The organism is Paenibacillus allorhizoplanae (assembly GCF_927798215.1).
In the GTDB taxonomy this organism is placed as follows: Bacteria; Bacillota; Bacilli; order Paenibacillales; family NBRC-103111; genus Paenibacillus_E; species Paenibacillus_E allorhizoplanae.
The window spans coordinates 15,656-37,196 of the sequence record NZ_CAKMMW010000007.1; the positions used below are offsets into that span (position 1 = coordinate 15,656).

At 48.7% G+C, this 21,541-nt stretch carries 18 protein-coding genes; 12 read left to right on the forward strand and 6 right to left on the reverse strand.

All coding sequences use genetic code 11. The features are described from left to right. The first annotated feature begins 138 nt into the window (after positions 1-138). The 5 genes from L6I86_RS13665 to L6I86_RS13685 all read left to right on the forward strand — a co-directional run bounded on the left by L6I86_RS13665 (position 139) and on the right by L6I86_RS13685 (position 6,533). Positions 139-1,191 (forward strand): NAD(P)/FAD-dependent oxidoreductase, encoded by a 1,053-nt coding sequence (locus tag L6I86_RS13665; protein ID WP_236287854.1) that lies wholly within the window; start codon positions 139-141, stop codon positions 1,189-1,191. A gap of 170 nt (positions 1,192-1,361) precedes the next feature. Continuing rightward, the gene (locus L6I86_RS13670) at positions 1,362-1,853 is read left to right on the forward strand and encodes a CcdC protein domain-containing protein (protein ID WP_236287856.1); all 492 of its coding nucleotides are present in this window, start codon (positions 1,362-1,364) and stop codon (positions 1,851-1,853) included. Between the two features lie 399 nt (positions 1,854-2,252). Further along, a complete protein-coding gene (locus tag L6I86_RS13675; protein WP_236287858.1) occupies positions 2,253-3,224 on the forward strand; it encodes an ornithine cyclodeaminase family protein in 972 nt (323 codons plus the stop codon). Positions 3,225-3,236: 12 nt separating this feature from the next. Next, positions 3,237-4,397, forward strand: a complete 1,161-nt coding sequence (locus L6I86_RS13680; RefSeq protein WP_236287860.1) for a dipeptidase — start codon at positions 3,237-3,239, stop codon at positions 4,395-4,397. Between the two features lie 99 nt (positions 4,398-4,496). Beyond that, complete coding sequence (locus L6I86_RS13685; protein ID WP_236287863.1) at positions 4,497-6,533, forward strand: CocE/NonD family hydrolase; 2,037 nt, start codon at positions 4,497-4,499, stop codon at positions 6,531-6,533. Between the two features lie 49 nt (positions 6,534-6,582). Here the strand turns inward: L6I86_RS13685 and L6I86_RS13690 are convergent, their stop codons facing one another. Next, positions 6,583-7,242 carry a transmembrane-type terpene cyclase gene (locus L6I86_RS13690; RefSeq protein WP_236287865.1) on the reverse strand — a complete coding sequence of 220 codons (660 nt, stop codon included), beginning with the start codon at positions 7,240-7,242 and terminating at the stop codon, positions 6,583-6,585. A gap of 715 nt (positions 7,243-7,957) precedes the next feature. Between L6I86_RS13690 and L6I86_RS13695 the strand changes: the two genes are divergently transcribed. From L6I86_RS13695 to L6I86_RS13715, 5 genes are all read left to right on the forward strand, one after another. Beyond that, entirely contained in the window at positions 7,958-9,697 is a 1,740-nt protein-coding gene (locus L6I86_RS13695) for a methyl-accepting chemotaxis protein (protein ID WP_236287867.1), read from the forward strand. A 135-nt stretch (positions 9,698-9,832) separates the two neighbouring features. Then, positions 9,833-10,591, forward strand: coding sequence for a GTP pyrophosphokinase (locus tag L6I86_RS13700; protein ID WP_056611354.1), 759 nt, complete (start codon positions 9,833-9,835; stop codon positions 10,589-10,591). Positions 10,592-10,670: 79 nt separating this feature from the next. Next, a complete protein-coding gene (locus L6I86_RS13705; protein WP_056611059.1) occupies positions 10,671-10,895 on the forward strand; it encodes a hypothetical protein in 225 nt (74 codons plus the stop codon). Between the two features lie 4 nt (positions 10,896-10,899). Next, on the forward strand, positions 10,900-11,334 hold the full coding sequence (locus L6I86_RS13710) for a DUF6526 family protein (RefSeq protein ID WP_236287869.1): 435 nt from the start codon (positions 10,900-10,902) through the stop codon (positions 11,332-11,334). Between the two features lie 154 nt (positions 11,335-11,488). Beyond that, positions 11,489-15,169 (forward strand): Npt1/Npt2 family nucleotide transporter, encoded by a 3,681-nt coding sequence (locus tag L6I86_RS13715; protein WP_236287871.1) that lies wholly within the window; start codon positions 11,489-11,491, stop codon positions 15,167-15,169. A 510-nt stretch (positions 15,170-15,679) separates the two neighbouring features. On the opposite strand, the gene L6I86_RS13720 is transcribed toward L6I86_RS13715, so the two are convergent. From L6I86_RS13720 to L6I86_RS13740, 5 genes are all read right to left on the reverse strand, one after another. Beyond that, on the reverse strand, positions 15,680-16,618 hold the full coding sequence (locus L6I86_RS13720) for a FecCD family ABC transporter permease (RefSeq protein WP_420851891.1): 939 nt from the start codon (positions 16,616-16,618) through the stop codon (positions 15,680-15,682). 56 nt (positions 16,619-16,674) lie between these two features. Beyond that, complete coding sequence (locus L6I86_RS13725; protein WP_236287874.1) at positions 16,675-17,694, reverse strand: FecCD family ABC transporter permease; 1,020 nt, start codon at positions 17,692-17,694, stop codon at positions 16,675-16,677. Between the two features lie 4 nt (positions 17,695-17,698). Further along, positions 17,699-18,655, reverse strand: coding sequence for an ABC transporter substrate-binding protein (locus L6I86_RS13730; RefSeq protein ID WP_236287876.1), 957 nt, complete (start codon positions 18,653-18,655; stop codon positions 17,699-17,701). Between the two features lie 102 nt (positions 18,656-18,757). After that, entirely contained in the window at positions 18,758-19,561 is an 804-nt protein-coding gene (locus L6I86_RS13735; protein WP_236287878.1) for an AraC family transcriptional regulator, read from the reverse strand. Positions 19,562-19,677: 116 nt separating this feature from the next. Beyond that, positions 19,678-19,971, reverse strand: a complete 294-nt coding sequence (locus tag L6I86_RS13740) for a hypothetical protein (protein ID WP_056611039.1) — start codon at positions 19,969-19,971, stop codon at positions 19,678-19,680. A 246-nt stretch (positions 19,972-20,217) separates the two neighbouring features. Here L6I86_RS13740 and L6I86_RS13745 point away from each other — a divergent pair, with 246 nt between their 5' ends. Continuing rightward, positions 20,218-20,676, forward strand: coding sequence for a hypothetical protein (locus L6I86_RS13745; protein ID WP_236287880.1), 459 nt, complete (start codon positions 20,218-20,220; stop codon positions 20,674-20,676). Between the two features lie 81 nt (positions 20,677-20,757). Next, a complete protein-coding gene (locus L6I86_RS13750; RefSeq protein WP_236287882.1) occupies positions 20,758-21,525 on the forward strand; it encodes a hypothetical protein in 768 nt (255 codons plus the stop codon). Positions 21,526-21,541: the final 16 nt, after the last annotated feature.

A 21,541-nucleotide genomic window follows, 5' to 3' on the forward strand; every position in this document is an offset into this window, starting at 1 on the left:
AATAGCCCAGATTCCCCAGTCGTCCATGGCATCGTAATGCGTTCAGCATTTTTTCAGTTGATAAAATCACCAAAACGCAGTATCATTCATTAATAATGATTCTCAATCGCAATTGGTGACTGAAGGAGTGAAATGAGCATGGAAGAGAACGAATTGTTTGATGTAACGGTTATTGGCGGGGGACCAGCGGGTCTGTACTCGGCTTTCTATAGTGGACTTCGTGAAATGAAGACCAAAATCATTGAATTTCAACCGCATCTCGGCGGCAAAATACATGTGTACCCCGAAAAAATGATTTGGGACGTAGGCGGTGTTACGCCGACTCCAGGAGCGAAGCTGATCAATCAGCTTGTTGAGCAAGGGCTTACGTTCAGCCCGGAGGTTGTACTGAATGAGAAAGTGGAAGCTATAGCTAAAAATGAAGAGGATATCTTCGTCCTGCGCACCACATCAGGTCAATTGCACTACTCCAAAACCGTGATCGTCGCTGTCGGTTCAGGAATCCTTAACCCGAAAAAGCTGGAGATCGAAGGCGCAGAGCGCTACGAAGTTTCAAATTTAAACTACACGGTGAAGTCGCTAGGGCGCTTCAAGAACAAGACTGTTGTTATTTCAGGTGGCGGCAACTCGGCTGTCGATTGGGCGAATGAATTGGAGCCTGTCGCCAAGCAGGTCATTCTCAGCTATCGCAAAGAGCAGCTAACCGGACACGAGGCCCAAGTGAAGCAGTTACAGAACAGCTCCGTGATCTGCCACTTAAATACCTCAATTTCGAAGTTATTTGCTGCTGGTGAGGACGCATCTATTGAACGCGTTGAGCTGACGAATCATGAAACGGGAGAAGTTTCATCGGTGTTGGTGGATGAAGTGATTATCAACCATGGCTATGATCGTGATACGACCTTGCTAGAGAATAGTGAAATCGAGATCGCAAGAGCGGAGAATTACTATATCGCGGGTAATGCGAACAGTGAATCCTCTGTGCCTGGACTATATGCAGCTGGGGACATTCTTAATCATCCAGGCAAAGTGCATTTGATCGCGGGAGCCTTCCAAGACGCGGCGAATGCGGTGAATAAAGCGAAACAGTACATTCAGCCTACAGCAGAGAAGTTCGGGATGGTCTCTTCGCATAATCAAGCCTTTAAGAAGCGGAACAAAGAGTTAGTGAAGCAAATGTTTCAATCGTAATCTGGAAAAGCTACATACAGCTACTCAATCAGGCACCCTGCGGGGTGCTTTTCCCTTTATTTTCCCTTTTTTCATCTAATTTCGTTGTGTCGGTCTCTAGACGGAGGTAAATTCGGAGGAGAGCCCTTATAATTTCTGTAGAACTTGTCATCGAAAGGAGCACTACAATTATGAACGCTGAAACACTCATCGGTTATGGAATCGGTGCTGTCGTTATTATTTTAGTTATTTGGTTAAGAACGCGAGGGAGAGCAAAGCCAATTCGGAATAAAGGAAGAGGCATGCTGATTCCCGTTTTCTTGCTGCTCATTGTGTTTGGGCTTAGTATTAACTCACTGACACATATACCGGATCATCCTTTTCATACTCCAGCTATTTGGGAGTTGCTGTGTGCAGGCGTGCTCGGCGTAGCGCTTGGCAGTATTATGCTGTACCACACAGGGTATGAGAAGCGGGAGGATGGTTTGGTCTATTCGAAGCCTAACCCTAATTTCAAATATGTGATCATTGCCGTTATCGCGGTCCGATTGATATTATCCCAGTATTTCAAAGGCTTGGATCCATCAGAATTTGCTGTGTTAACGATGGTTATGGCGTATTTGTACATTTGCGTGTGGCGTATCGGTAGCTTTCTCAAATACAGGAGGGTTAGTGCTAGCTAAAAATACAAGCGTTTAGGAGCACCCCTAGGGTGCTCTTTTTTGTATCTCAATCTCGCTTGTGCTGCTCCCCGTCCCGATGTTGTATTTCTTACAACAAGAAGGATGATTTCGATCGGAAATCGCGGTGAAGTTGTATTTTATACAGCAAAAAGTGGCTAAGAACCGAAAAACCGACCTAAACAGCTCAGAATGTTGCACTAAATACAATAGTGAGCTAGTCATGTGCCTATTAGAAGTAATAATGTTGTAAGATTTACAACAAGAGTGGAAGGTTAGCCAGATAGGCTTACGTTAGTTTGAGACGTTCCTAGATCCAATTGGCGGGGAACGGTCGCCTTCGAAGCTCGGACTTTGCTATAATGTTAAGAACTACATATAAGCAGGTGATGTCCCATACTAGTGATCAATTCAACCGAAGTGCAAGAGCTGCTTGCGATGCCAGCCTGTATTGAAATCATGGAAACGGTCCTCTCCGATTTGGTGAAAGGACAAGCCGTGCAATCGTTACGATCTGTTGTCCCGCTGGAAGGCGGCAATGTGATGGGGTTGATGCCGACATATTTAAAAAGAAATGAGAAGGTTGGCGCCAAAGTGATTACCGTTTTTCCGGGGAATCATGGAAAGGGCTTATCTTCGCATCAAGGCTTTGTCTCACTGTTCAATTCGACCAACGGTCAATTGGAGGCGATTGTGGATGGCACCCGAATCACCGCCATCCGAACTGCAGCGGTCAGCGCAGCAGCAACGAAGTTGCTGGCTAAGCCCGAGGCCGCGACCCTTGCCGTGATCGGCACGGGCGAGCAAGCCCGCACGCACATCGAGGCGATGCTGCTCGTGCGTCCGATCACGAAGATCCAGGTATGGGGGCCGAACGCGGCCCATGCCGAGCGATTAAGAGCCGAGACGGTAAGCCGCTACCCGGCTGTCCTCGTCTCGTGTGCATCCTCCGCACAGGAGGCCGTGGCGGATGCGGATATCGTCTGCACGGTGACGGCGTCTACGACGCCGATCGTGCAGGGCGCGTGGATCAAGGAAGGCGCGCATGTGAATGCCATCGGCGCCTGCCGAGCCAAAGACCGCGAGCTGGATACCGAGCTGGTACGCCAGGCGGAGCTCTTCGTGGACCGGACAGAGTCTGCTGTGAACGAAGCGGGCGACTACCTGATTCCTCTGCAGGAGGGAGCCATTGGAGAGGGCCACATTTTAGCTGAAATGGGTGAGCTGTTGGTGGGTGCGAAAGAAGGAAGACGCTCTGCCACGTCCATCACGCTGTTCAAATCATTAGGACTTGCCTGCGAGGACCTCGCAGCAGCGCACTACATCTACAAAGAAGCGATTCGCACGAACAAAGGAACCCACATTGACTTCTAGGAGTGAGCATCGATGAATTCGACAGAAGGACTATATCCATTCAATCTTACACCAGAGCAAGAGGAACGCGCACGGGAGCTGCATGAGAGCTCGATTATTATCGATCTTTTGTTCCAGGGACCGCTGTCACCGAAGGCAATTCCAGAAGCTATTTCCGAGAGTATTCGGGAGGTGTGTGAGCCGTATAAAGAGGATTCATGGACATACAGCGCGATGCCGAGCAAAATCATTCACGACATGGCGGCTCGCGGAGAGATCTCCGAGTTTAAGGAAGAGTGGTACCGTTCGGGTATCACGGCAGGGAATCGTCAGCTAGATGTATCTAGTGTGGACAAGATCCTGATCAGTATGGGCGACATTCAGCGACAATTTGATGCGAACGACTGGCTTGTAAAAGCTGTGACGGCGGAGCAGATTCGCGCAGCGAAGCGGAACAACCTGAAAGCAGGGATCGTAACCGCTCAGGAAACAGACGGCTTAGGCAAAAATCTGGAACTGCTCGAGGCGATGTACAATTTTGGGCTGAGAGTGCTGCAGCTTACCTATAACAATCAGAATTATATTGCGTCAGGATGTATGGAAGAGGCGAACGGCGGCGTGAGCAAGTTCGGTATGCGTTTTATTAGCAAAATGAATGAGCTAGGCATCATCGTTGACACGAGTCATTGCGGCAAACAAACGACACTAGACGCGTGCCGACTTTCAACAGCGCCAGTGATTGCTTCGCACACAGGGGTGGAGAACATCTACCCGCATAAGCGCTGCAAAAGCGATGAAGAATTCCAGGCCATTGCCGCAACGGGCGGCGTCATTGGCGTGTTCGCGATGCCGTGGTTTGTCCACGGGGATCCGAATGATACGACGATTGAGCATGTGCTCGATCATATGGATTATCTCGTCCGACTGGTCGGTGTGGACCATGTCGGGATCGGTACAGACTGGCCGATGAGCGATGTGGCGTGGTCGTTGGTGTATTTTAAAGAGCATATCGCGCCTCGCATTGGGTTCGCCAAAGGGGATGGGCCTTCGACGGAAACGGTGAAGGGGCTTGAGACATATAGCTATTTTATTAATTTTACCCGTGGCTTGGTGGCCAGAGGTTACTCGGATGAGGATGTTCGGAAAATGATGGGCGGAAATTGGCTGCGCGTGTTTGAAGCGGTGTGCGGATAGGGGATGGCGGAGATGACGAGAGAGCGATGGACGAGCAACTATAAGCTGTACGCGGCAGGCGTATATGAGGGGACGATTCGGTTTACGGAGAGTGCCATTATGCATGCCAAAGTGGATCCGCGTCGGCAAACGCAGATGCAGGAAAATGTGCTTGCGGAGACAGCGGGCTACATCCTTCCTTTGCACAAAATTAGTGTGAATCAGTCCCATTATGCGGGTGCGGAGTGGCAGGGTGATTCTGTTACGCTGGGGAATGGTGAGCTGTATCAGAAGCATATCCAGTATAAGGGTGAAGTAGCAGGCAGAGAGGTCGTTGCGCAGGTCTGGGCTTTGCGTAAGGATACCGCGCTTGATATCGTGACTGTGGACGGCTGTGTTGCTGCTTTTGTGGCACCAAACCGTTATGGCATGGAAGTGCTGGTCGTCGATGGTTATGAAGCTGTGACACCACTTGTGGAGTATGAAGATCCGCTGCTGTCCAAACCGAAGTTTGGCGTGGATGACCTTGGAACTGATCTGGTCCCAATGCGCGATGGCGTGCGTTTGGCAACGGATGTGTATCTGCCGGAGGGCGTGGTACCAGGAACCAAGCTGCCGACGATTCTGATCCGCACGTGTTATGACCGCAATATGCGGAAGACGTTTTTTAAAAGATGGGCGAACAAAGGCTACGCCGTCGTCAATCAGGACGTTCGCGGGCGCTCCGATTCCGAAGGCGAACTCGTGCCGTTCTTCTATGAGCGCGACGATAGCGCGGATACGATCGATTGGATCGTGGCGCAGGACTGGTCCGACGGCAACGTGGGCATGTGGGGCGCTTCGTATTTGGGGTATGTGGTCACCGCTGCTGCGACGAGCGGGCATCCGAACTTGAAGGCCGTCGTGAACGAAGTGAACGTCGGTTCGCCGTTCGTCGATACGGTGCGCAAGGGCGGGACCGTGTGTTCGTGGCCTTTGCTGTGCTGGACGTTGGCGCAGTCGGTGGGGACGCGGACGGATTTTGATATTTTCGGGGGGCGGACGGTCAGCCCTGAGAAGGCTGTTGATGCGAGGCCGATTCGCGAGATTCCGCAGCAGATGATCGGTAAGGCTTCAGGTCCGTGGGATATTTGGAGCGAGCATCCGGACTATGATGATTTCTGGCGCAATTGTACATATAGCGAGCGCGGAGAGCACGTGAAGGCCCCGATGTTCGTCATCTCGGGTTGGTACGATGGCGATAGTGCGGGCGTGTCGGAGACATGGCGGATGCTCACCAAGCACGATGTGCCGAACCGCAAAATCTGGCTCGGACCCTGGGAGCACGGCCCGAATCGTGCCCGTGACCTGTTGGACACCAGCTTCAGCAATGATGCTGTTGTGTACAACTACGATGTGAACGTGCTGCGCTGGTTTGATCGGTTTTTGAAGGGCATTGCCAATGGCATCGAGGAGGAGCCGCGCGCTAGTTATTATGTGGTCGGCACCAACGAGTGGCGGACCTCCGATGATTGGACGCCGAACGAGGCGACGGCGACGAAGTGGTATCTGGGCAGCGGCGGACGAGCCAACTCGAGCCTTGGTGATGGCGTGCTGACGCTGGGTGCGCAGGCGCAGCAGGCTGAGTCGGACACGTTCGTGTACAATCCAGAGGAGCCCGTGGCGGATAGCGGTGAGCGTGAGCCGGAGAACATGCGAAAGCATGAGCTGCGCAGTGACATCCTCGTGTACACGAGCGAGGTGTTGGCGGAGGCCGTGACCGTAGCGGGCGAGCTGTCTTGCGTGCTATACGCGTCGAGCAGCGGTGTGGACACGGATTGGGTTGTGACCTTGAGCGATGTGGACCCGAAGGGGAACTCCATCAAGCTGTCCAACTACATCGTGCGTGCGAAGTACCGTAACGGCCTGGACGCACCGGAGCTGCTTACGTCGGGGCAGATCGAGAAGTATGCGATTTTCATGCAAAATATCGCACATACCTTCCCGGTCGGGCATCGCTTACGCTTTACGGTGACTTCGTCTAGTAAAATGATCGCGTTCCCGAACACGAATACCGGCTTGAATCCGTATGAGGATCCGCAGCCGGTTGTGGTGACGCAGAAGATTTATCACTCGGAGTCGTATCCGAGCCATGTGAATCTGCCGATTTTGGGGTAGGAAAAGAATAAGGAAGAGAAAAAGACACCTTGTCGAGGTGTCTTTTTTGCTAGGCGCGGAGGGTAGGTACCAGCTGGGCATTCGATCCTTTCGTCATGTGCAAAGCTCTATGAATCAACACGATGTATACAATGTCCGCTATCGTGGTCAGTAGACACAATAGCAATAGTAAGAATGAATCCGGGTACAACGAGTAGCAGAGCACGGATGCGCACAAGGTGCCGATCATTTTGTAATAGGCGATGTAGATTGTCTGGCCTTTGAGTCCTTGTTTAAAAGGCAGCTGGATAAACAGGATCGACATCATCAAATTGATGCCAAAGGCAGTATATTTTCCCTCTTGATCATGAAATTCAACGATCATGCCGACATGGAGCAGCAAGGCTATGACAAGTAAGGAAAAGATAGCAGGCAAGAGTAAACGTGGTGGATATTTGGGTTTGGCAAAGTAGACAGCTTGGAACAAGATGACACAGTCCAGAAGAAGCCAGACGAGCGAAACAATCATCTGCAGCGGGTGGAAAGGCATTACGAAGGCGAAGAGAAACTCCCACGTAATGTTAGCGCAAATAGCTGGCAGCGGCATGCCGCAGGCACGATCCTTGAACCCTTGGATAATGATGAGGATATAGGTGATCGTCCAGAAAATAGCTAGTCCATATTGCAGAAATAGCTCCATTTGATTAGATAGCAAGTGCTGCATCTCCATAGTGGGACGCACATCCTTTCGAGGGTGTCTCTCTCCATTTCTATGTACAACCCTTGGGAAAAAGAAGGGGTCTATGTGGACAACTTGAATGGTTTATAGTTGCGGATCTCTACCATCATCTGCATACCGCCACGAACAAACTATCTTACGCTGATACCACTTACGACTTTATCCACCATATGCTTCTATAAAAAGTACAAATCTGCGCTCTTATGAGCCCCTTGAAGGATTAGATGGAAAATATCCATTTAATTTCCCGCCAAAACACTGATTTTCTGATTTAGCTGGAAAACATGTAGTTAATTTCACTGATATAGGCGGATCGCCGAGCAAGGGCAGTAATTAACTGGAGGAAATCCAGTTATTCTCTCAAATCGGCTAGTTTCTATGAAATTAACTGTAGTTTTTACAGTTAATCGTCCGGGTCGCCCGCGGTTACCCCCGGTCTTTCCACATGTTCCTCCGACCGAACCCACGCGCACCCCGCCTTCGCCCTCGGCACGTTCCTCGCGTTCCGCTCCAGCCCCGCATCCCGCTTGCCCTACTCTCTGCCCCCCCACTTCTATGACCGTTCTGTGACTAAAAATGGAAAAATGTTAGCTAAACTCATACTGAGTTAATAGTTTCTATTGAATTCTCCTTACATCTTTCCGATAAGATAGGCTTGGGATATAGAGAGAGAATGCTCATAAAATTGAAATATCGGAGGATTTAGATGCAAGCGACAGCTAGATTAGAAGAGTGGATGAGACGTACACAGGTAAAAATGAATTTGAAGCAAAAACTTATTGGTTCCTTTGCAGTTGTTCTACTGTTTATGGGTATTTTGGGTCTTACCGATATGGTAAGGATGAAAAATATGAAGCAGGATATGACGGAGATTGCTCAGAATTGGATGGTCGGAACTCAGCTAATTCAGGAATTCAGTTATTTGACGGAGCATTTTGCGAAGGATTTAGTAGGTGTTAATAATCAGAAGGATGCCTCAGTGAAGCTAGAGTTAACGCGTGACATTCAAGCGACGATTATTAAAGGTGACAAGGCGATAAACAGCTACGGCAACTCGCTAGCTGATGAAGAAGATGAGAAAAATTACAACATGATTCTAGAACAATGGGGCAATCTAAAAAGCAATTACCTCAAGTACAGTAAGGCAACAGACGAGATCGAACTAATTAGGCTCTATGACGAGCTAACACAAAGCTATAATTTTGTACAAACGATAAGTCGCAAAATGGTTGCCTTCAACCAACAAGGCGCAGATGAAAGTGTGGAAAAGAATGCAGCGGCGTATCGCAGCAGCATCATAAGCGGTATTAGTCTATTGATCGTCGCCGTATTGTTATCCGTTGCGATTACATGGGTGATTGTCCGTAACATTACAAGACCGGTTATTGCCGCATCTCATGTGCTGGATCGAATGGCAGAAGGGGATCTGACGGCTTCGGAGCTGCATTTTAGTAATAAAGACGAAATTGGCATCCTCGTTCAGGCGGTAAATGGGATGATACGTCAAATGCGCGAAGTCATGGTTCGTATGCAGGAATCGTCCAGTGCCGTGGCCTCCTCTTCCGAGCAGTTGTATGCGAGTTCGGAGCAGAACAGCGAAGCCTCCCAGCATGTCGCTGTGGATATTCAGACCATTGCCACAGAAGCAGAAACACAGCGCATCAACGCGCTGGAATGTGCCCGTGCAATGGACGAAATCACGATTGGCGTACAGCGCATCGCGGAAACGACGTCAGACGTTTCCGATCTGTCGGTTCACGCATCTGAGCAAGCGCGTAACGGTCAAGCGGATGTTCAACATGTAACGATGAGTATGAACGCTTTAAGCAGTGCGGTTATACAGGCGAACCAGACGATTCTCCAGTTGGCCGAGCACTCTCAGAACATCGGTAAAGTATCGCAAATGATCGGCGAAATTGCGACCCAGACGAACCTCCTTGCCTTGAATGCAGCCATTGAAGCGGCTCGTGCTGGTGAAGCTGGTAAAGGCTTCGCGGTTGTTGCTGAAGAGGTTCGCAAGCTAGCTACGCAAACAGGGGAGTCGGTTGGTGCGATCAGAGGTGTGGTTACCAACATTCAAAAGGATACACAAGAAGCAGTTAAAGCGATGGATGCTGGACTGGTTGAGGTGCAGAAAGGACTTCAATCCGTCGATCGCACGGAACTGAGCTTCCAAGCCATTGTTCGCTCCGCAGACGAAGTGGCTTCCAAGATTCAGGAAACAGCAGCGGCTGCCCAGCAAATGGCGGCAAGCTCGCAGCAAGTCGCTGCAACGGTCACCAACATGGAGCACGTAGCGAAGATCACCTCGGAGTTGTCGCAGAGTGTAGCTGGGGCGACGGAAGAGCAGATGGCTTCCTCACAGGAGGTTACGTCATCTTCCCAGATGCTCGCAAGCATTGCCCAAGATCTACAAGACGTGATTAATACCTATAAAATGCACTAATTCATACAACGGACACGAAAGACACCCTAGCGGTGTCTTTTCTCATCGCTGCATTTGCGTAGAGCGATCTCCATGATTTAAACTAGCAAGGAATGGGAAAATAACCATGACCAAAGGATGGAATTCTGTATGAATATGATTACGAATCAGTTTTCGATGAATGATTTGAAAAAGTTTAAGCACGAAATTACGCGCTTTATGATGACCTATAAGTTTGCGCTGGATGAAATGGAGACGAGAATTGATATCCTCGTTCAAGAATTCGAGATGCTGCATGAATATAACCCGATTGAACACACGAAGTCTCGGTTGAAATCGCCTGAAGGCATTTTTCAAAAGCTGATGAGAAAAGGCGGAGAGCTCTCTTTCGAAGGCATTAAGGGCAGTGTGAAGGATATTGCCGGCCTGCGAATTACGTGCTCGTTCGTGTCCGATATCTATGTCATTTCCAAGATGTTGAGAAATCAGAATGATCTTCATATTTTGAGCGAAAAAGACTATATCAAAAATCCGAAGCCAAATGGCTACCAAAGCTTACATTTACTCATTGAGGTGCCTGTACATATGTCGGACCGCGAAGAGCGCGTCTGTATGGAAGTGCAAATTCGTACGATTGCTATGGACTGTTGGGCAAGCCTGGAGCATAAAATATTTTATAAGTTTAATGAAGGCAACCAAGCTGTACCCGCTCGTCTCTTAGAAGAGTTAAAGCAAGCAGCAGCCTCAGCGGCGGCACTTGATTCACAGATGGAACGGCTGCATGCAGAGATCAGTGTGATTAAGGAAGAGCAGGCGGATATCGCCGAAGAAGCCTTGAATCAAATCATGATAAGCAATCAGAAATTTGCGTTGCCGAAAGCACTGCTAGCGCTCATGAGTGAAGAGGAGTCCTAGATGGCAGATGAAGGTAATTGGGTGAAGTGGGTGTTTTCGTGCTATAATAGAAGGATCGGATTGAGAAGGGTGCGAAAACATGCAATCATTTGAAGACTGGAATCAAAAGGTGAAGACAACCTTCAACGCGACTAGCAATGAAGCGGTGCTCACGGTAATGGAAGCGGGTAAGATCTTAGGTCTGTCCAAAGATCAGATGAAGCAGTATGTAGACAAAAACAATTTGACGAAAGTGCCGATCATGCGTAGTGTGCACCGTTATCTATTATTAGAGAGTGAGATTACTCAGATTGTGGGGAAATAAGTAGATGAAGGTTCAGAATTATGTCAATCATCGACGTATGCATCCGTTGTTTCACTATGTGTTTTCGTTGTTGGCATTAGGTTTAGTGGTTCTATCCATTATGCAGCTCATTAGCGCTTTACGGGCCAACGATCAGGTGCTGCCAGCAGTCATTTTTGTCCTCATTGCTGTTATTGTGGTTGTGATCTTTGTGCTTATCCGTTCCTACCCGATCAAGGCGCAGGATCGAGCGATTCGGGCAGAAGAGAACCTTCGGCACTTCGTGCTGACACAGAAGCTGTTAGATAAGAAATTAACGATGGGACAAATTACGGCTTTGCGTTTTGCATCGGATGAAGAGTTTCCTGCACTTTGTAAGAAGGCAGCAGCGGAGCGGATGACCCCGGATGCGATTAAGAAAGCAATTCGCAGCTGGAGAGGCGACAATTTTAGAATTTAATAGAATGTTTGCTAGGAAGACACATCTACGGATGATGTCTTTTTTTGTATGTTCTTACGTCATTTTGTTGAAAATGTAGTTATTTTTTCCTAGGACTTCTGGTACAATTTTAGGAAAGAGTTATGATCGTTTAATTTTTAGAATGAGGTGTCGTGTGAGTAACAGTATTAGTAAAACGTATCGTTCCTTTCTAAATAAAATGACAGAGGATAAGAAGGAATACAGAAAAGTATTTCTGTTATTTGCCTATTTGTTTTTCGTGGTATCGGCATCGACAATCGGACGAACGGCGGCGGATACACTCTTCCTAAGTCGATTCGACAATTCGTATTTGTCCTTGATGTACTTGCCACAGGCACTCGTCATGATTACGGCAGGCATCGTGTTCCAACGATTCTCTCCCAGGGTACGCTTAGAAACCCTTCTCAAGCTGATGATTCCGCTGATCTCGGCTTTCGTGCTGATCTCTAGATTCGGTGTAGGACTCGAGCTGCGATGGGTGTTTCCTGTCATTTATATCGGATACGATGTGTTCAATTTTCTGATGATCGTATGCTTCTGGCAGTTCGCAACTTCGGTAATGGATGGGCGGAAAGCGAAGCAAATGATCGGGCTCGTAGGTAGTGGGGGGATTATGGGTGGGATTTTGAGCGGTTTCGGCCTCAAGGTTCTTGTTCCACTCGTCGGAACGGCGAATTTAATCTATGTGTATGCCGGACTACAATTACTTGGTCTTGTGGTGGTATTTGTCATCTTGGGCATGACCAAAGATCAGGGTGATTCGAAGCCAGCGCAGGTACGCAAAGCCTCGTCTAAGTCGTCATCTGTCCAGCAAAAAGGCGGCCTATTCGCTAGTGTGCCGCATCTCAAATATGTCGCAATCTTGGCTGCCGCGCTCGTCGTATCGCTAACCCTCATTGATTATCAGTTCAAGGTCATTCTGCGTGGCACCTTACAAAATGAAGCATTAGCCGGATTTATGGGAAGCTTCTACGGCTTCTCAGGGTTGATTGCCCTTTGTGTGCAATTGTTCGTGTCAGGCCGTGTGATTACGCGATTCGGTGTGATGACGGCGCTATTAATTTTCCCGATTGCTCTCTTCGCGGGTAGTCTCGGGATTCTGGTATTGCCGGTCCTTGCTATGGCGGTTGTTGTCAAAGGAAGCGATAAAGTCGTTGGTGACACGATCTACTCCTCCGTGAGCCAATTAGTGATGTTCCCCGTTCCTCCGGAATGGCGGAATAAAGCGAAGGGCTTCTTGGACGGGATTGTCCGTAACGGTGCCAAAGGCCTTGCAGCCATCTGCCTTCTCCTCGTTACACGATTCGTAGCCCCTGAGAAGTTGAGTTATATCGTGTTAGTTTTGCTCGTTGTGGGGATTATTGCGGGCATTAAGGTAAAGAAAGCCTACTTAACAACACTCTTGTCCAATCTCAAAACAGGCGGCGACGACCTGCAAAAGGTCGAGCTTAACCTCATGGATTCCGTGACTCGGCAAATCTTGATCGATGCATTGAATGGTTCGGACAAGCAGCAAGCGCTATACGCGTTCGGTCTTTTGAAGGAGACAAGCTCATTTGATCTAACCCCTCATTTGAACGGTTTACTGCGTCATGCCATACCCGAAATTCGCTTAGAGGCCTTGGCGTATGTGGAGATGAAGGTACCCGAAGGTTTTGAGCCTGTTTTGCAGGAACTGATCGCATCTGAACATGTACAAGTCAGAGCCAAGGCGATTATCGCTCTCTCCGCTTATGCGGAAGAAAATTATGTCGATGAGATTACTGTGCATTTGGAAGATTCTTCAGTCGAGGTTCAAGCAGCAACGATTGCTGGCTTAGTCAAATACTACGGCATTGAAGGCATGTTCCGCGCGGTTGGGAAGCTGAAAGACATGATGGAGAGCGGACACGAAGAGGAACGGATCGCGATGGCCGCGTTATTCGGACAAATCCGTGTGAAAAACTTCTACAAGCCGCTTATCTCCCTTTTAAAGGATAACAGTCCCTTGGTTCGAATTCGCGCTTTGGAGTCTGCTGCTATCCTTCACGTGCCTCCGTTACTAGTACCCATTATAGGTATGTTAAAAGATAGCAAAACCCGGCGCTACGCCATCGATGCGCTCGCCGCATACGACGAAGATGATGTGCTGCCACAGCTTGCGCCTTATTTGGAGCAACAGGAAATTAGTTTGTATTTGCCTGCGGTGTTTGAACGCATCGGTACACAACAATCGCTGGACATGTTGTTTGCTTGTTATGAGAAAGCGCCATACGCCTTGCGTGACCGTATCTTAGAGTCATTGCTACGCATGAGTAAGCATTGGCCTCAGCTGGATAGCCGCAAGGTGGAGGCGTATATTTTTCAAGAGCTTACACTGTATGCCCAGTTCGCTGAGCATGGTGCATGCGTTGTTGGTGTAGATGACTATGCGGAAATAGAGAAGATGATCGGCGAAATTCGTACGGCCATTACTCGTCGTGTGTTTTTATTGTTGGCGCTTCTGAAAGATGGGCAAACCATGCAGGCCGTGTATCTGGACTGGTCGGAAGGAGATTCGCGTCAGCAGGCTAATGCCGAAGAGGTCATTGATCAGACGCTTCAAGGGACTTTGCGTATAGAGATGGCCAAATTCATGGCAGGCTCTCGCAAGCTGTCCAAGGTAACCGCAAGCAAGGTTGAGCTGAATCTGCATTTGAGCTGGCTAGCTGAGCAAGGTGATGAATGGCTGACTCAAACAATCCATTACCATACACTTCGGAAGTCGGAGACAGTGGTGAACGTAGAGCTTGCAGATCTCATGCATCGCGTGCAGTTGCTACGTCGTGTTTCGTTATTCCAGGGACTCACGAGCAGAGACTTATCTGTTATCGCCAAGCGACTGCATAAATTGGCCGTCAAACAAGGCAATACGATCATTAAAGAGGGCGATCCAGGCGATTCCCTTATGTTAGTAGATGAGGGCAGAGCTAGCGTTTATCGCAATAATAAGCTCCTCGGAGAGCTCAATCTCGGTGATTGCTTCGGTGAGATGGCAATTCTGACGAACAGTGCGCGTACAGCAACGATTAAAGCAGAAGACAACATGGTGCTGTGGCGACTGGACTCATCTGTGTTCTACGATATGATGTTCGATCAGACGAGCATTGCTGTTGAAATGATGAAGCTGCTTTCGCGAAGACTGCGCTCCGAGTTGGAACGTGGGCAGGAGAAAGCGCAGGCTTCTGCGGTGGAGCAAGGGGAAGAGTTGGCGGACGATCAGGGGCAAGCTCTGGCGGAAGGTCAAGGAGAAGATCAAGGAGAAGATCAAAAGCTAGGACGAGATGGAATTGAAGAGGCTGCGCAGTCAGTGCTTGTTCTTGCTCAGTCGGAGGCTGCCGCAGCGACATTGCAGGAGGCACAGGCTGCGACAGATTTGACGAGGGATGAAGTGATTTTACGCCGGATCCTCGTCTTGCAAAAGATCGACCTCTTCGCCCATCTGGGCCCGAACGACTTCATGTGGTTGGCTCAAATGGTCGAGGAAGTTGCCTATGAGCCTGGTGAAGCGATCTGCCGCGCAGGTGACTTCGGAGATACGATGTATGGCATCATCGAGGGAAGCATCCGCGTCCACCGCGGCAGCGAGGAGTTCGCGCTGTTGGGCGAAGGCGCATTCTTCGGCGAAATGGCTATCATCGACAGCGGCCCTCGATCAGCAGATTGCACAGCGAAGGACCCCGCCGTGCTGCTCCAGCTGCACCGTGATCTCGTGCTGAGCTTCTGCTTCCAGAACATCGACGTACTGCGCAGCATGATGCGCGTCATTGCGGATCGCCTGCGTGGCATGATCTAGCATAGTAAACAGAGAAGGAGTCCAACCCTGGTAAGGGGTTGGACTCCTTTTTGGTAGGAAATCGGGGGAGTGAAGTGACTACTTAGTTTATGTCCGGTACTGAGTTCCCCCTACTCCCCGATTACCCATCCAATCAGCGGGTTGAAACACGAATAACTGGATTTACTCCAGCTAATTGAGCTCTGTTTCACTCGTTCGGATGATTAGATGCATTTTCTACAGCTAATTTTCGGGTTTTAGTACGATTTATCGAAATCTCAACGAATTAGCTGCATGGTTTCCAGTTATTCGTTAGAAACAAGCGAATTCGCGAAAATTAACTGTAGTTAATACAGTTAAAGCGGAGAGCAGGTACGTAGGCGCTCGCACTCTAAATGCCCCGAGTCCACCTCAACCACAGAGGCCTTCCACGTGATCGTCTCTTCAATATTAGCTAGTTGGAAACAATAGGAGCTTGAGAAACGCAAATAGATCCAAGGTAGCAATGGGAGTTAGTTAAGGAGTTGGCTCCTACCGCCGGCGCCTCTCGCAGCGCAGCAAATAAATAAAGTACGGCGTCCCGATGACCGCCGTCATAATCCCCACGGGGACCTCCCGTGGGAGAATAATGACGCGGCCGACTAAGTCGCCGAGCAGCATGAGATCCGCGCCGATCAAGGCGGCGAGCGGGATTAACCACTGGTGCCGGCCGCCGACGAGGCTCCGCGCAATATGGGGCGCGATCAGGCCGATGAAGCCGATCGCCCCGACAGCCGACACGGAGATGCCAGCTAAGCTAACAGCGAGCAGCAGCAGCCAGAAGCGCTGCCGCCCAATCCGTACGCCGAGCGCGGTGGTCATCTCATCGCCAAGCTGAAACACGTTCAGCTTGGCGAAGTTAGCCCATACGATGGGCAACAGCACGGCAATCCACGGCAGCAGGCTGTACACGTTGTTCCAGCTGCGGTTCCACAGACTGCCGGACAGCCACAGCAGCGCCGCGTTGATGTCACTGGGATGGCGAACAATCAGATACTGGATGCCAGCCTGAAAAATGGCCCCGATCGCAATGCCCACTAGGGCAAGATGGGAGGGACGCAGGGTTAACCGACGACTTAACAAGAGCAGCAAGAGGAAGGCAGCGAGTGCCCCAATGAAAGCGGCAATCGGTAAGTAATAGCTTGGCAGCTTAGGAAACAAGAAAATGACCCCAGCAGCCATAAAGCCAGCCCCTTTGGTAATCCCGATAACATCGGGGCTCGCCAAGGGGTTTCGAATGACGCTTTGGAGAATGACACCGCCAACTGCCAGTCCAAAGCCAGCTAATATAGCAACCAAAATACGGGGCAAGCGCAATTGGTGCACGATAAAATACGAAGGATGATTCGCATCCGTCAGTGCTGCCCATACGTCACGATAAGGTATACGAACCGCCCCAACATGCGCATAGATGATGGCTAATACGATCATCAGGACGAAAGCAATGATCAGCGAAATAACGCGGATCCGCAATGATTTTAAGGTCATTATCGTGCCCTCCGTTGCTTGAGCGCTAGGTAGATGAAAAACGGAGCGCCAATCAATGAAGTGACGATCCCAACGGGCGACTCGAACGGAAAAGCAATAAAACGGCTAAGAAAATCAGCATACAGAAGCAGAATACCACCGAGTAAAGCTGTTAACGGTCCGACTACGACCAAATTAGTACCCACCAATGCCCGCGCAATATGCGGCACAATCAGGCAGACGAAGCCAATGGGACCACATAAGGCTACTGCGGAGCCAGCGAGTACAATGACGAGCAGCACACTGATACCGCGCACGAACGTAATGCGTTGGCCAAGCCCCGCCGCAATCTCATCATCGACAAGCAGCAGTTTGAACGAGGGAAGCATGAACGCAAACAGTAGCATGCCCCCGATAAAAAACGGAAGAATCACGCGGACTTCAGTCCAAGCGGCTTGACTAAGAGAGCCTACCAGCCAGAAAATCATGCTGTCTGTCGCATGCTGATTAAGAATAATGACTCCTTCCGTCAATGAGGACAGGAGGAAGTGGATTGTGATGCCAGCTAGCGCAATGTAGACGTATTGTTTGCTGCCCGTTCCAGCGAGCGACCAGACCAATAAAGCACCTAGCGCAGCGCCGACAAAGGCAAAAGCAATTAACCCCATGTTGCCGAAATGTGGCAGGAACACAAGCCCAACTACAACCGCTAAAGCACCTCCCGCATTGATGCCAAAAATATGTGGGGAGGCCAGCGGGTTTTTGGTCGTGAGCTGGGTGAGCAGCCCTCCCAACCCAAGCTGCATTCCGACGATGCAAGCCATGATGGCGCGTGGTAACCGCAGCGTTTGGATATACAGATGTGCCTTATCACTGCCTTGAAAGGTCACAGCTTCGTACAACGTATGCCATGATACGGGGGATTGGCCCCATTTTAAGCTAGATATAATCCCAATTAGTATCGCTATTAGACTCGCAGAAAATAGGAAGAGCAGAGGCCATTTACGGCTCTGCTTCTCAAGGTTAATGGGTTGGTTCATCGAACTATTGCCCCAGATTCTTCACGATATCGTCGAGGATTTTCTCCGACCCGATCATGCCACGGGATAAGGACCAGTCGCGTCGCTCAACAGTGAATACTTTTTTGTTTGCTACAGCATCAATTTTCTGCCACAGCGGATTCTTTTCCCATTCTTGCACGATGGTTACTTTCTCAGTCGGCATCACGAATAGGACTTTCGGATTCGCCTCAACCAATTGTTCCAGGGTAATCTGTGGATAAGCTGTCGCATTTTTAACCGGATCATTGTAGCCAAGCATAGAGAGGAAGGACCCACTGTACGCATGATCGGAGTGTGCGAAGAAGCCTTTTGGATTCACAACCGCAGGGAGAACGCTAATGTTCGATGCGGCAAGTTTCTTTTTCATCGCTTCAACTTTCGTTTGGTGCTCAGCTAGGCGTTTTTTGCCTTCTTCAACTTTACCAACGGCTTGTGCGATAATGCCTACGTTCTTCAGCATCTGATTGTAGTCCGCTTGGAAGTCATCCAACACAAGGACAGGTGCAATACCTTTGAGCTGTGGAATCGCAGCTTTATGCTTATTAATATCAACGATAATCAAATCCGGTTTAAGGGATGAAATAAGTTCAATGTTAGGCTCGTAGCGTGAACCGACGGATGTGTAAGTTTTCAGCAAAGCTTTTACGGAGTCCATCAAAAGGTCTGGGGAGCTATCGTCCGCAACCCCGATCGGCTGTACGCCAAGAGAGACAAGGATGTCTGTGAAGCCGAATTCCATGGCCACGATACGTTCAGGCTTCTTAGGCAATTCAACCGTGCCTACCGCATCTTGAACGGTTATCTTTTCATCTGCTTTGGCAGCAGGAGATGGGCTAGCGGCAGCTGATTCGGTATTCGTCGTTTTGCCACAAGCAGCAAGGCTTAGTGCAAAAACGCTGATCAGTGCAATAAGGCTAATACGAGTAAAAAGGGATTTCATTCTGTATTCCTCCGTGACAATGATTATTATTCTCAATGAGTATGATACCGAATAATGGAGGGATAGAACATGTCCAATATGCAGATTAGACATGTCTCAATATTAGATTTTAGTGTGACCAGTCATATATTCGGAGGGCGTATAGCCCGTCTTTTTCTTAAATACCTTGCTAAAATGGAAGTAATCGATGAATCCAACGCGGCTTGCAATCTCTTTGGCCAGCAGATCTGTCTGCAGAAACATGATCTTGGCTTTCTCAATACGCAAGGCATACAAGTAGCTCATCAGCGTTGTTCCCGTCATCTTTTTAAATAAAACCGTAAAATGACCCACGCTCATTCCCGCACGACGGGCTAGCATAGGCAAAGTAAGCTCGAGCATGTAATGCTCGTTGATATAAGAAATCGTACCCTCGATTGATTCGGAAGCGGACTTTTTCTCATGGGTCAAATCGGATTCGTGCAGATAGATAAATAGGATGCGCTCTAGCATCATTCTCATTCGCATGATATGTGTCGTGTCTTCCCAGACAGTCAAAGGATCATGGTCCTGCGTTCTCCGGATAATTTCATCGAGCATATAGTGGATTTTGATTTCGCTTAAGGTGGTGAGGTGCCCCTGCAAAGTCCAATGGTGATCCTCAGGAAGCATCGTATAGGTGATGATGACGTAATCGACGATCTTCGTTCTAGGTACTTGAATCGTGTAGTCACCTTGGTCGGGATGACAGGCGTACGCTTGCGAGCAAATGATGGGTTCATGGCCAGCGAAGTGTAGCGTGAGATGACCTTGGCGGACGATAACAAGTTGATATTTGCAAGGTGAACTTGTAACGGCTAAGGCGGAAGAAGCCACCTGAATATGATCAATTAGTGGAATAAGCGAGATCATTTGATGGAAATTCACAGCACATGAACTCCTTTCTAAGCAGCGTAGGTCGTAGTCTCATAGTGACATAAAAGCAGGACAGCAACAAGCCTTCGCTGACAAAAAAAGCACCCCAACTGGGGTGCTGCGCGCGATTACATCGCATACACACTCTTACTAATGATTTCCGGTAACTCAGCACGCTGGGCTAGATATTGCTCAGGTGTGATGCTGCCATTAAACAGTCGCAATTGCAGCTGCTCCGTTAGCTCGGCTAACTGGAGTTCAATGACCTTCTGAACATCCACCTGGTTAGCTTTCGCGATATCGGCTAATGAAAATCCGTTAACCTGTGCTGTATAAATGTCTTCCTCGGACGATAGCTTTAGGACATGCAGCAAATCTTCTTTGATTGGTTTAGGATCTCGTCTACGAATATGAATCTCCACCCCTACAGATCATGTACTCTATTGTATTCAGATGAAAGCCAAGTGGAATGGGGGGATATCACAGAATTCGGATATGACGAAATATAATGTTGGGATTCAATGACTATGGCACGAAAGTATACCATCGGCTCCCACAAAGGTAGCAGTAATAAACTACTCTTTAGAGCGAGGTCACATTTCGGATAAGAAGATACAATATGTATGTAAGCAAGTAAACGCAGCGACGAAGGAGGTCAGGTAGTATCAATGAAACTATTGAAATGTAAAGTGATAATCGTCTCATTGAGCCTATCGACTTCCCTAGTTATGGGAACGGCCTATGCGTATTCAGAGGCTAGTGCACCACTGCAGATGTGGTTTAAGTCGCAGTTAAGTATCAATCAACAAGCGATTGATCGTCAACTTCAACAAGATATGGTCACGGCTAGTCAAGCATTGGATGAATCCAATGAGAAGTCAGTTGCAAGTGTTCGTGTTCATTTGGAGAAGGTGACAGAAGATGCAAGTTACACACTTGCACGCAGCATGGATGCTATACAGCAATCCTATTCAGATCAATTAGATCGCTCAGCGGCATCGCTTAGCAAGTCTAGTATGGCTGAATTCGATACCTATATCGATGCTTCAACCAAGCAAATGAGCAGTGATATCGAGCAATGGGCGGATGAAACGATTCAAGGATTAACAGCGGAACTAGGTGACTAGTCAGTCAGAGTGAGTAAATGGGTTCACTTTCAGGTGAGCGCAATGAACAAATATACTAATTCAAAGGGAGATTGATGAGAAATGAAAGCATTGAAAAGTAAATTAGCGATTGGTGTTATTGCAACAGGTTTAGTAGCGGGTATGGGAACAGCATTTGCAGCAACGGATGCAGGCGCACAGCTTCAAGGTTGGTACAATTCGGCTACTACAGCAGCTAAATTAGCAATTGCTGGCGATTTCGGATCGTATTACGCTACGAAAGCAAAAGCGCTAGATGATAATGTTGATAGCGGGTTAAATGCAGCGCGTGTGAACATTAAAACAACAGGTGAAGCAGAATTAGCTGGCGTTAACAGTGCGATCAATACACAAAATTCGGCATATTTGAACCAAATTTCAGATAAAAAAGCAAGCATTACCGGCAGTATTGGCGCTGAGTACGATGCTCTAGTAAATACAACTAACGCAGTAACGAATGGCAGCCTAGTAGCAATAGGGATCGCAGACACAATCGAAATTACGAATGGTGTAAAAAACCATGAAGGTGTCTACACAAATAGATTAAATGATGGCGCTAAAACGACGAGCGATGCAGCAGTTGCAGCATTGACTGGGAAAATTCTTGAAACAAAAGCAGCCTTGGAAGCGCTATTGGCTACAGAAAAAGCTACCGCTACTACAGAAGTAAAAGCGAATCTTGATACGAAAATTGGTGCACTTCAAACTAAGCTTACAGAGCTGACAACTCAGCTTCAAACAGCAGCTCAAGGAAGAATTGCAGACCGTGCGGATGTGCTTGAAACAAAAGCTTTAAGTGACTTGGAAAACATTGTGAAAAGCATTAACTAGTCAAATAGCTGGGGGT

Excerpts from the sequence above, each read along its gene's own strand:
- L6I86_RS13670 (WP_236287856.1), top strand. The coding sequence starts at position 1,362 with ATGAACGCTGAAACACTCATCGGTTATGGAATCGGTGCTGTCGTTATT.
- L6I86_RS13685 (WP_236287863.1), top strand. The coding sequence starts at position 4,497 with ATGCATGCCAAAGTGGATCCGCGTCGGCAAACGCAGATGCAGGAAAAT.
- L6I86_RS13725 (WP_236287874.1), bottom strand. The coding sequence starts at position 17,694 with ATGAACCAACCCATTAACCTTGAGAAGCAGAGCCGTAAATGGCCTCTG.
- L6I86_RS13750 (WP_236287882.1), top strand. The coding sequence starts at position 20,758 with ATGAAAGCATTGAAAAGTAAATTAGCGATTGGTGTTATTGCAACAGGT.
- L6I86_RS13720 (WP_420851891.1), bottom strand. The coding sequence starts at position 16,618 with ATGATCGTATTAGCCATCATCTATGCGCATGTTGGGGCGGTTCGTATA.
- L6I86_RS13690 (WP_236287865.1), bottom strand. The coding sequence starts at position 7,242 with ATGGAGATGCAGCACTTGCTATCTAATCAAATGGAGCTATTTCTGCAA.
- L6I86_RS13730 (WP_236287876.1), bottom strand. The coding sequence starts at position 18,655 with ATGAAATCCCTTTTTACTCGTATTAGCCTTATTGCACTGATCAGCGTT.
- L6I86_RS13695 (WP_236287867.1), top strand. The coding sequence starts at position 7,958 with ATGCAAGCGACAGCTAGATTAGAAGAGTGGATGAGACGTACACAGGTA.
- L6I86_RS13745 (WP_236287880.1), top strand. The coding sequence starts at position 20,218 with ATGAAACTATTGAAATGTAAAGTGATAATCGTCTCATTGAGCCTATCG.
- L6I86_RS13680 (WP_236287860.1), top strand. The coding sequence starts at position 3,237 with ATGAATTCGACAGAAGGACTATATCCATTCAATCTTACACCAGAGCAA.
- L6I86_RS13665 (WP_236287854.1), top strand. The coding sequence starts at position 139 with ATGGAAGAGAACGAATTGTTTGATGTAACGGTTATTGGCGGGGGACCA.
- L6I86_RS13710 (WP_236287869.1), top strand. The coding sequence starts at position 10,900 with ATGAAGGTTCAGAATTATGTCAATCATCGACGTATGCATCCGTTGTTT.
- L6I86_RS13705 (WP_056611059.1), top strand. The coding sequence starts at position 10,671 with ATGCAATCATTTGAAGACTGGAATCAAAAGGTGAAGACAACCTTCAAC.
- L6I86_RS13700 (WP_056611354.1), top strand. The coding sequence starts at position 9,833 with ATGATTACGAATCAGTTTTCGATGAATGATTTGAAAAAGTTTAAGCAC.